The sequence below is a fragment of the Pseudomonas sp. NPDC087639 genome (assembly GCF_044743385.1).
Classification (GTDB): domain Bacteria; phylum Pseudomonadota; class Gammaproteobacteria; order Pseudomonadales; family Pseudomonadaceae; genus Aquipseudomonas.
Genome location: NZ_JBIUWI010000102.1, coordinates 1 through 10,324, shown reverse-complemented (window position 1 = coordinate 10,324; position 10,324 = coordinate 1). Strand labels below are relative to the sequence as shown.

Here is a 10,324-nt window from a genome sequence, read left to right as displayed (position 1 = left end):
CTCATCCATGCCGCCGACTTGCTCGCTTTGATCCGGGTGGACCAAAAAGATGATTTCGTAATGACGCATGAATGCTCCTTACGGGTTGTAGCCTGCCGCTCAAAAACGGTCAGACAAGGAGTGAATGACACTTATGGACTTGCCGGCGCGGGGCACATGCGTGCCTGCCGTCACAGCAAGGGGCGCAATTGTAGAGAAGGGACTGAAGAGGTGCAAGGCAATTGGTGATTATTTGAACAATCACCGATTCATGCCACACCACAAAACACTGTGGGAGCGAGCCTGCTCGCGAATGCGGTCTGTCAGGCAACATTTACGTCGACTGACACTCCCCTTTCGCGAGCAGGCTCGCTCCCACATTTGTACCGTGTTCGACTCAGGACTTCTTCGCGAAAGCCTTGGCTTTCGCACCGCGCTGACGCTGCGCTTCGAACAGGCACACGCCTGTCGCAACGGAGACGTTCAGGCTGCTGACGCTACCGGCCATCGGCAGGTTCACCAGATAGTCGCAGTGCTCGCGGGTCAGGCGACGCATGCCTTTGCCTTCAGCACCCATGATCAGGATGGTCGGGCCGGTCAGGTCCTGGTCATAAATGCTGACCTCGGCCTCACCCGCCGTGCCGACAACCCACAGACCGCGCTGCTGGAGCTTTTCCAGGGTGCGCGCAAGGTTGGTCACTGCCACCAACGGAATCACTTCCGCCGCGCCGCAAGCCACTTTACGGACCACTGGTGTCAGGGTCGCCGACTTGTCTTTCGGCACGATCACCGCCAGCGCACCGGCAGCATCCGCCGAACGCAGGCAAGCGCCGAGGTTGTGCGGATCGGTCACGCCGTCGAGCACCAGCAGCAGCGGCGCGCCGTCGGTACGGTCGAGCAGTTCGTCGAGCATCGCCTCGCCCCAGACCTGGCTCGGACTCACGTCCGCGACCACGCCCTGATGCACGCCCTCAACCCAGGCGTCCATTTCACGACGCTCGGCCTGACCGACCTGAACACGATTCTCGTTGGCCAGTTCGATCAGGGTCTGCACGCGCGGATCGTTTCGGCTTTCGGCCAGCCAGATCTGTTTGACGCGCTTAGGGTGATGACGCAGCAACGCTTCTACCGCGTGAACGCCGTAGATTTTTTCCAACTGACTCATGACTTCGCCTTCGGTTTACGTGCCCCGCCACTTTTGGCTGGAGCAGAACCCGCTTTCGGCGGGCCTTTACGGTGTTTGCTCGGTTTGGCTGGCTTGCCGCCGGTCGCATTCTCAGGCGCCGACCGTCCGGTCTTTCCCCCGGACGCCGCTTTACCACCGTTTTTGGCATCGGAAAGCAGCGCTTTCTTCATTTCACGGCTTTTGCGCAGCTCGGCGTTTTTCGCCACGGCGTCGCTCGGGCGATAGGCTTCGGCAGCCTTCTCTTTGGCCGGACGACGACCGGCGTTTTTTGCCGGAGCCTTTTCTTCCGGAGCCTTGGACGCTGGAGCAGCGGTTTCGGCGCCACGTTTTTTGCGACCGATCGGCGCGCTGATGGTTTTTTCCGCCATCTCGAAGTCGATCTTGCGCTCGTCGAGGTCGACGCGCATTACACGCACTTCAACGGTGTCGCCGAGACGGAAGCTACGACCGGTGCGCTCACCCGCGAGGCGGTGATGCACAGGATCGAAGTGGTAGTAATCGCCCGGCAGCGCGGTGACGTGCACCAGGCCTTCGACGTAGATATCGGTCAGCTCGACGAACAGGCCAAAACCGGTCACGGCGGTGATCACGCCCGGGAACGATTCGCCCACGCGATCCTTCATGAACTCGCACTTGAGCCAGTTCACCACGTCGCGAGTCGCTTCGTCAGCACGGCGCTCGCTCATCGAGCACTGCTCGCCGAGCTGCTCAAGTGCCGCTTCGTCGTACGGATAGATGCGTGCCTTCGGAATGGTCATCGCACCGGCACGGCGAACGTGCGGGGTGTCCTGCTTCGAATGGATCACGCTGCGGATCGCGCGGTGCGTGAGCAGGTCCGGGTAACGACGGATCGGCGAAGTGAAGTGGGTATAGGCTTCGTAATTCAGGCCAAAGTGACCGTCGTTTTCAGCGCTGTACACCGCCTGACTCAACGAACGCAGCATCACGGTTTGGATCAGATGGAAATCCGGACGATCCTTGATGCTCGCCAGCAAAGCCTGATAGTCCTTCGGCGATGGACCATCCTTGCCTTTATGCAGGGACAGACCTAGCTCGCCGAGGAAGGCGCGCAGTTTTTCCAGACGCTCCGGTGGAGGCCCCGCGTGAACGCGGTAAAGCGCAGGAATTTCGTGCTTTTTCAGGAATTCGGCGGTAGCCACGTTGGCCGCCAGCATGCATTCCTCGATCAGCTTGTGCGCATCGTTACGGATGGTCGGACGGATTTCAGCAATCTTGCGCTCGGAACCGAAGATGATCCGGGTTTCCTGCGTTTCGAAATCGATCGCGCCACGCACATGACGGGCTGCCAGCAACACCTTGTACAGCGCATAAAGCTGTTTAAGGTGTGGCACGACGTCGGTGTATTCGCCACGCAGTTTGCGCGCTTCGGTCGCTTTCGGCGTTTCCAGCATCGCGCTGACCTTGTTGTAGGTCAGACGAGCGTGGGAGTGGATCACCGCCTCATAGAAGCAGTAGTCGGTCATTTCGCCAGACTTGGAGATGGTCATCTCGCAAACCATGGCCAGACGATCGACCTGCGGATTCAGCGAGCACAGGCCGTTGGACAGCTGCTCAGGCAGCATCGGCACCACGCGCTCGGGGAAGTACACCGAGTTGCCACGCACTTGGGCTTCGTTGTCCAGCGCCGAGCCGATTTTCACGTAACTGGAAACGTCGGCAATCGCCACGTACAACTTCCAGCCGCCGGAGAACAAGCGCAGCTTGCCCGGTTTGGCTTCGCAGTAGACCGCATCGTCGAAGTCCCGGGCATCTTCGCCGTCGATGGTGACGAACGGCAGATGGCGCAGGTCGACGCGCTTCTCTTTGTCTTTATCTTCGACTTCCGGCTTGAGCTTGGCCGCCTCTTTCAGAACGGCTTCAGGCCAGACGTGCGGGATGTCATAGGTACGCAGCGCGACATCGATTTCCATGCCCGGCGCCATGTAGTTGCCGACCACTTCGACCACATCGCCTTGCGGCTGGAAACGCGGCGTTGGCCAGTGGGTGATTTTCACCTCGACGAACTGACCGATCTGAGCGTTGGCATTGCGGCCCGGAGTGACCAGCACTTCTTGCTGGATCTTCGGATTATCCGCAACGACGAAGCCGATACCGCCTTCTTCAAAGTAGCGACCGACGATGCTTTCGTGAGCGCGGGACACCACTTCAACGATCACGCCTTCGCGGCGACCGCGACGGTCGAGTCCGGAAACACGGGCAAGCGCGCGGTCACCGTCGAACACCAGACGCATTTGCGCCGGGCTCATGAACAGGTCATCGCTGCCGTCGTCCGGCACCAGGAAGCCGAAACCGTCACGGTGACCGCTGATGCGGCCGAGGATCAGGTCGAGCTTATCCACTGGCGCATAAGTGCCCCGACGGGTGTATATCAGCTGAGCGTCGCGCTCCATGGCGCGCAGGCGGCGGCGCAGGGCTTCGATCTGGTCCTCTGTGGTCAGACCAAACTCTTCGACCAGTTGCTCGCGGGCAGCAGGCGAACCCCGATCGGCGAGATGCGCCAGGATCAGTTCGCGGCTAGGAATAGGGTTTTCATATTTTTCCGCTTCACGAGCGGCCTCGGGATCGAGGGACTGCCAATCGGCCATTAGAGAGTTTTCACCTTGTCTATATACGGGTTAGTTTGGCATAGGCGTCATCAAACGGGAAATTTCAGACTATAAAGGCCCTTCTAAAGCCCTGTATCGACGCTTTGAAGTCGTTTTAAACACCGTCGGTAAAAAAAATCAAAAAAAATCGAAGCAGGGGTTTACAGTTAAAAAGACGCTCCGTATAGTGCGCGCCATCGACGACGCACAAGCGTTTCCGATACTGCCCAGATGGTGAAATTGGTAGACACGCCAGCTTCAGGTGCTGGTGACCTTACGGTCGTGGAAGTTCGAGTCTTCTTCTGGGCACCAATTTCGAGATTGAGACTAGATCAGTTTCAAGGCTCACACAAAAACCCGCGAAAGCGGGTTTTTTGCATTCTAAGGAACGCATTTGTTAAAACCGATTTATTAAAATTAAATCAGGGGTTTACAGATCAAAAAGCGCTCCGTATAGTGCGCCACATCAACAGCGGCAACGCTCGCGATGATTGCCCAGATGGTGAAATTGGTAGACACGCCAGCTTCAGGTGCTGGTGACCTTACGGTCGTGGAAGTTCGAGTCTTCTTCTGGGCACCAATTCAAATCCAAGGTCGTGACCTTGAATTTCACAAAAACCCGCGAAAGCGGGTTTTTGCGTTTCCGGGGTTTGAAAAACCTCTGCCCCCCCCCTCCTCCCTAGCAAACCATCCAGATCCCCGCAAGGCGCACTTGAGAAACAATATCGTTTATCATTGTTTCAAGTTTTTGCAATGCGACAGTGAGGAACCCTGCGAATGACGTTTCGAAATACCCTGCGCCGAGGCTTTACCTTCACCCTTCTCGGCCTGGCACTCGCCACTCCCCTCGCCCAGGCTGCCGATGCGGTTTCCCTGACTCTCTACAACGGCCAGCACAAGGAAGTCGGCGATGCGATCGCCAAAGCCTTCGAAGCCAAGACCGGCATTCACGTCAATGTTCGCAAAGGCAGCAGTAACCAGCTCGCCAGCCAGATCATCGAGGAAGGCGACCGCTCCCCCGCCGACGTGATCTACACCGAAGAATCTCCACCACTGAACAATCTCGGCGAGCAAGGCCTGCTGGCCAAGGCCGACGACGCCACTTTGGCTGTACTCCCAGAAAAATATGTCGCCGGCAACGGCACGTGGATCGGCGTCACCGCTCGCGTTCGCGTGGTTGCGTTCAACCCGAAGCTGATCGATGAAAAAGACCTGCCGAAATCGGTGATGGAATTTTCCGACCCGCAATGGCAAGGCAAAGTCGGTTTCGTTCCAACCAGCGGCGCCTTCCAGGAACAGGCCGTGGCCATCATCAAGATGCACGGTCGTGACGCCGCCGAAGAATGGCTGACCGGCCTGCGCGCGTTCGGCAAGACCTACAGCAACAACATGGTCGCACTCAAAGCGGTTGAAAACGGCGAAGTCGCCACCGTCCTGGTGAACAACTACTACTGGTTCGCCCTGCAACGCGAGAAAGGCAAACTGGATTCGAAACTGCACTACTTCACCGGCGGCGACGCTGGTGGCTTGATCACCGTATCCAGTGCGGCCGTGCTGAAATCCAGCAAGCACCCAAAAGAAGCCCAGCAATTCCTCGCCTACATGGCCAGCGAAGAAGGTCAGCGCGTGATCACCCAGACAACCGCCGAATACCCGCTGCACAAAGGTATGGAATCGGATCGCGGCCTCAAGCCGTTCAGCGAGCTGGAAGCGCCGAACGTCACCCCGGCCGATCTGGGCAATGCTGAAGAAGCGCTGGATCTGGAACGCGAAGTTGGCTTGAACTGATGGCCGCATCGTTAACCGCCCCCGCCACGCGCGGGGGTTACGTGCCACGGCGCAAGCGGCCGTCGATCTGGCTGGTGCTGCCGGTATTGCTGTTGGTGGTCATGAGCCTGTTGCCGCTGGCCTATGTCGGGCTGAAGGCCTGGCAGGCCGGCTGGGCCGAGGCGCTGCATTTGTTGTGGCGCCCTTATGTGTTCGGCCTGCTGCGCAATACGCTGGCGCTGATGGTCGGCGTGACCATCACCTGCGGCGTGATTGGTTTGTCGCTGGCCTGGCTGCTAGAGCGCACCAATCTGCCCGGGCGACGTCTATGGGGCGTGATTTTGTGCCTGCCCTTCGCGGTGCCGGCATTTGTCAGCAGCTTCACCTGGGTGTCGCTGAGCGCACAGTTCGAAGGCCTCGGCGGGGCGATTCTGGTGATGAGCCTGTCGAAATACCCGCTGATCTTTCTGCCGGTTGCAGCCACTTTGCGCAACCTCGATCCCTCCCTTGAAGAATCTGCGCGCACCCTCGGCCAGAACCGCTGGGGCGTGTTCTTTCGCGTCACGCTACCGCTACTCTGGCCGTCGCTGCTGGCCGGCTCGCTGCTGATTGCCCTGCATATGCTGGTGGAGTTCGGCGCGCTGTCGATCATCGGCCTGCAAACCTTCACCACTGCGATCTATCAACAGTTCGAACTGGAATTCAGTAACGCGAATGCGGCGATGCTATCTGCGGTGTTGCTGGCGCTGTGTCTGGTGCTGTTGTGGCTGGAACTGCGAGTGCGCGGCAAAGGCCGTCATGTGCGCACCGGGCAAGGTGCGGCGCGTCAGGCTGAACAGGTTCGGCTCGGACCGTGGGCCACTGTCGGTCAGCTGTATTGCCTGATGCTGGCGATCATCGGCAGCGGGATTCCACTGGGCATGCTGGCGTACTGGCTGGCGGCGGGCTCTTCGGCAGCCTTCCCGGTCGCGGCGATTACCGAAGCACTGCTGTCGTCGCTGGCACTCTCGCTGGGTGGCGCAGCGCTGTGCCTACTGCTGGCGATACCGGTCGGCCTGTTGGTCGTGCGTTACAAAGGCCAACTGGCGATCTGGGCCGAGCGCCTGCCGTATCTGCTGCATGCGTTGCCAGGACTGGTGATTGCGTTGACGCTGGTGTATTTCGCCCTGCATTACGTACCAGTGCTGTATCAGACGTCTGCGCTGTTGCTGATCGCTTATGCGTTGCTGTTTCTGCCGCTGGCTCAGGCGCCGATTCGCACCGCACTGAACAAGGCGGCACCGCAGCTGGAAGAGGCGGCACGCACGCTGGGTGCATCGTCGTTCACGGCGTTTTGCCGGGTGACGCTGCCAATCATCTTCCCGGCATTGGGCGCAGCGTTTGCACTGGTGTTCCTAGATGCGATGAAGGAGCTGACGGCGACTTTGCTGCTGAGCCCGACCGGGCTCAACACGCTGGCGACCGAGGTCTGGGCGCATACCGCGAATGTCGAGTTTGCAGCGGCGGCGCCTTATGCGGCGTTGTTGATTCTGGTTTCTGGATTGCCTGTGTATCTGCTGACGACGCGGATGTATTTGAGCCGCTGATAAAGCAAAAGATCGCAGCCTGCGGTAGCTCCTACAGAGGAATTTGCGTTTCCCTTTAGGAGCTGCCGCAGGCTGCGATCTTTTAATCTTAGGCCCGGAACTGCCCCAGGCTTGCCTTCAACTGCGCAGCCAGACCATCCAGCACCTTGCCACTGGCCGTGGTTTCCACCACCGCCTGCGCCGCTTTCTCGGCCTGAGCATGTATCGTCTCGACCCGCCCACGCACCGCCTGCGCACCTTGCGCCTGATGCGCCGCCGCCTGAGTCGCCAGGCCAATCGCCGCATGCACCTGCTCAACCGAAGCCTGCACCGACTGCTGCAACCGCGCACTGTCACGCAGCACCAGCAAACCTTCGCTGGCCTGACGCCCGGCCTGACCAATCGCCTCCACCGCCTCACGCGCGCCCTGCTGCAAGGCGACGATATGCGCCTGAATGTCACCGGTCGAGCTTTGCGTCTTGCTCGCCAACGCCCGAACCTCATCCGCCACTACGGCGAACCCACGCCCGGTCTCGCCGGCCCGCGCCGCTTCAATCGCCGCGTTCAATGCCAGCAGGTTGGTCTGCTCAGCAATGCCGTGAATCACCGTCAAAACAACTTCAATCTGTTCACTCTGCTGCGCCAGACGCTCAATAACTTTCGCCCCGGTATCGACCTGCCCGGCCAGCGCCTCGATCAAGCTGCCGACCTTGGCAGAGGTGCGAGTGTTCTCATCAGTCGCCTGACGAATATCCACAACCTGCTTCAACGCAGCCTGCATGGCATGGCTTTCCGACTGCGCCTCGTCGGCCATTTGCGACAGTGCCCGCAGACTTTCCGCCACTTCGTCACGCTGCATCCCGGCCGCCGCATCGGCACCGGCATTGCGCAGCGTCATGGCACCGATTTCCACGCCAGTACGTTGCGCCACATCGCCCGCCTCGCGCACGATCGGCTGCAACTTATCGACAAAGCGATTGACCGCCGAGGCCATGTCGCCGATCTCGTCCTTGCTGTTGATCTGCACCCGCTTGGTCAGGTCGCCTTCGCCCGCCGCCAGATCGTCCATGGCGGCATTGAGCATCTTCAAGCGATTGACCACGCGATGGCCGAGCACCACGGCCAGCAACAGCAGCACGCCGCAGCCGACCAGCGCCAGGCCCATGCCGATCCGCCAGCGCAGAGTCGCTGCGGCATCCTGCACGGTGCTGGCGGTGTTGGCTTTCATCTCGGTGGCGGTGGATTGCGCTGATTGCAATCGCGCACGCATCGCCGTCGCGCTGTCGGCTGCGGCGCCTTTTAGGCTGTCACCGACCAATTGATCGCTGCTGGCAATCAGCGCGGTGAAACGCTTGTCGAGGGCGGCCAGATCGGTTTCCACCGAAGCCGTGGAAACCCCCATCAGCACCTTGCCGATTTCCACGCCATTCGGATTGATCGAAGCCTCGAGGTAGTAGACCGACGGATCGTTCTTCGCCGCATCCAGCACTTTATCCAGCGCACGCTCGCCCTGGCCCTTTTCCAGCAAGGCCTTGTTAATCGGGTTTTCGCGGTTGAGGTAGCGGGTCAGGTGCTGGCCGGTGGCGTCGTCGTAGACCACGAACAACACGTTGGGATTGCGCTGGGCGCGACGGGCAAATTCCGACAGGGTTGGCACATCGCTGTCCCACATGGCGCGGGGCGCAACGGAGGCGAGCAACTGGGCCATGTCGTTGGCCGAGTCCTTCAGATCCTTTTCCAATGTCGCGCGCAACTGTGCCTGTTCGTCCTTCAGTCGCGTGGACAAACCGGCCGTCAGGCGCTGGCGGGTACTGGCGGACAAGGCGTCGAGGCTCGACGTGACTTCACGCCCGGCCTGCTCCAGTTCACCGGAGAGCTTCTGGCTATCGGCACCGAGGCGCACCGCCAGATCGGCTTCCAGCGCCGTGACCGTGCTCCGCGTCAGGGCAACGGCCACCAGCACCTGCACCAAAAGGGCGATACCAAGGGTAACGAACACGGGCCGCAACAAACGGCTTTGTAACAGTGAGAGAACGGCTGACACTATGAATCCCTCTACTTCTGACGCCATTAATTTGATGGCACTCTTGTAGACAGATTCACAGCAAAGGTCATGCCGTCCAACAGGCATAAACGACAAAGGCCCCGATTAAGGGGCCTTTGTTTTTTACATCAACGACTTATCAAGCAAACGGGTGACGCAGAACGATGGTTTCGTTGCGATCCGGGCCCGTCGAAATAATGTCGATCGGCGCGCCGATCAACTCTTCAACGCGTTTGATGTAGGCACGAGCGTTAGCTGGCAGCTCTTCCAGGGTCTTGGCGCCCACGGTCGATTCAGTCCAGCCCGGCACTTCTTCGTAAACAGGCTGAAGGCCCACGTAGCTGTCGGCGTCGGTCGGCGCAACGGCGTTGCCTTGCGCGTCTTTGTAGCCGGTGCAGATATTGATGGTTTCCAGGCCATCGAGGACGTCCAGCTTGGTCAGGCAGATGCCCGAGATGCTGTTCACGTCGATAGCGCGACGCAGGATAACGGCGTCGAACCAGCCGCAACGACGGGCACGGCCGGTGGTTGCGCCGAACTCGTGACCTTGTTTGGCCAGGTGCGCACCCACTTCGTCGAACAGCTCAGTCGGGAATGGACCCGAGCCCACGCGAGTGGTGTAAGCCTTGGTGATGCCCAGGATGTAGTCCAGGAACATCGGGCCAACACCCGAACCGGTCGCTACGCCACCCGCGGTGGTGTTGGAGCTGGTCACATACGGGTAGGTACCGTGGTCGATGTCGAGCAACGAACCCTGGGCGCCTTCGAACATGATGTCTTTGCCGGCACGACGCAGGTCGTGCAGCTCGGCCGTCACGTCCAGCATCAGCGGCTTGAGCAGCTCAGCGTACTCTTTGCACTCGGCAAGGGTCTTGTCGTAGTCGATGGCAGGCTCTTTGTAGTAACCCACCAGCATGAAGTTGTGGTAGTCCACCAGTTCACGCAGCTTGTCTTCAAAGCGCGGCATGTTGAGCAGATCGCCAACACGCAAGCCACGACGTGCAACCTTGTCTTCATAAGCCGGGCCAATGCCGCGACCGGTAGTACCGATCTTCAGCTCGCCACGGGCCTTTTCACGGGCCTGGTCCAGCGCCACGTGGAAGGACAGGATCAGCGGGCAGGACGGGCTGATACGCAGACGCTCGCGCACCGGTACGCCGTTCTCTTCCAGCTTGGT

6 protein-coding genes, 2 tRNA genes and 1 pseudogene are annotated in these 10,324 nt (G+C 59.9%); 4 read left to right on the top strand and 5 right to left on the bottom strand.

Features of this window, described 5'->3' with window-relative positions; all coding sequences use genetic code 11:
• From ACIOVB_RS25790 to rnr, 3 genes and pseudogenes are all read right to left on the bottom strand, one after another.
• Nucleotides 1-69, bottom strand: a pseudogene (locus ACIOVB_RS25790) (30S ribosomal protein S6); the annotation flags it as partial.
• Nucleotides 70-376: 307 nt separating this feature from the next.
• On the bottom strand, nucleotides 377-1,144 hold the full coding sequence (rlmB, locus tag ACIOVB_RS25785) for a 23S rRNA (guanosine(2251)-2'-O)-methyltransferase RlmB (RefSeq protein ID WP_401272079.1): 768 nt from the start codon (nucleotides 1,142-1,144) through the stop codon (nucleotides 377-379).
• Nucleotides 1,141-3,771, bottom strand: a complete 2,631-nt coding sequence (gene rnr, locus ACIOVB_RS25780) for a ribonuclease R (protein WP_401272078.1) — start codon at nucleotides 3,769-3,771, stop codon at nucleotides 1,141-1,143. The genes rlmB and rnr overlap by 4 nt, the downstream gene beginning before the upstream one ends.
• A gap of 225 nt (nucleotides 3,772-3,996) precedes the next feature.
• Here rnr and ACIOVB_RS25775 point away from each other — a divergent pair.
• From ACIOVB_RS25775 to ACIOVB_RS25760, 4 genes are all read left to right on the top strand, one after another.
• Nucleotides 3,997-4,083 (top strand) — tRNA-Leu (locus ACIOVB_RS25775).
• Nucleotides 4,084-4,264: 181 nt separating this feature from the next.
• Nucleotides 4,265-4,351: transfer RNA gene (locus ACIOVB_RS25770), tRNA-Leu, on the top strand.
• A gap of 197 nt (nucleotides 4,352-4,548) precedes the next feature.
• Nucleotides 4,549-5,559 carry an iron ABC transporter substrate-binding protein gene (locus ACIOVB_RS25765; protein ID WP_401272077.1) on the top strand — a complete coding sequence of 337 codons (1,011 nt, stop codon included), beginning with the start codon at nucleotides 4,549-4,551 and terminating at the stop codon, nucleotides 5,557-5,559.
• On the top strand, nucleotides 5,559-7,124 hold the full coding sequence (locus ACIOVB_RS25760; protein ID WP_401272076.1) for an ABC transporter permease: 1,566 nt from the start codon (nucleotides 5,559-5,561) through the stop codon (nucleotides 7,122-7,124). The genes ACIOVB_RS25765 and ACIOVB_RS25760 overlap by 1 nt, the downstream gene beginning before the upstream one ends.
• Before the next feature lie 88 nt (nucleotides 7,125-7,212).
• Here the strand turns inward: ACIOVB_RS25760 and ACIOVB_RS25755 are convergent, their stop codons facing one another.
• Nucleotides 7,213-9,147, bottom strand: a complete 1,935-nt coding sequence (locus ACIOVB_RS25755; RefSeq protein WP_187677876.1) for a methyl-accepting chemotaxis protein — start codon at nucleotides 9,145-9,147, stop codon at nucleotides 7,213-7,215.
• A gap of 139 nt (nucleotides 9,148-9,286) precedes the next feature.
• The coding region (locus tag ACIOVB_RS25750; RefSeq protein WP_401272075.1) for an adenylosuccinate synthase at nucleotides 9,287-10,324 on the bottom strand (1,038 nt) is incomplete at its 5' end.

Coding starts and splice junctions, on each gene's coding strand:
- rlmB (WP_401272079.1), bottom strand. CDS start 1,144: ATGAGTCAGTTGGAAAAAATCTACGGCGTTCACGCGGTAGAAGCGTTG.
- rnr (WP_401272078.1), bottom strand. CDS start 3,771: ATGGCCGATTGGCAGTCCCTCGATCCCGAGGCCGCTCGTGAAGCGGAA.
- ACIOVB_RS25765 (WP_401272077.1), top strand. CDS start 4,549: ATGACGTTTCGAAATACCCTGCGCCGAGGCTTTACCTTCACCCTTCTC.
- ACIOVB_RS25760 (WP_401272076.1), top strand. CDS start 5,559: ATGGCCGCATCGTTAACCGCCCCCGCCACGCGCGGGGGTTACGTGCCA.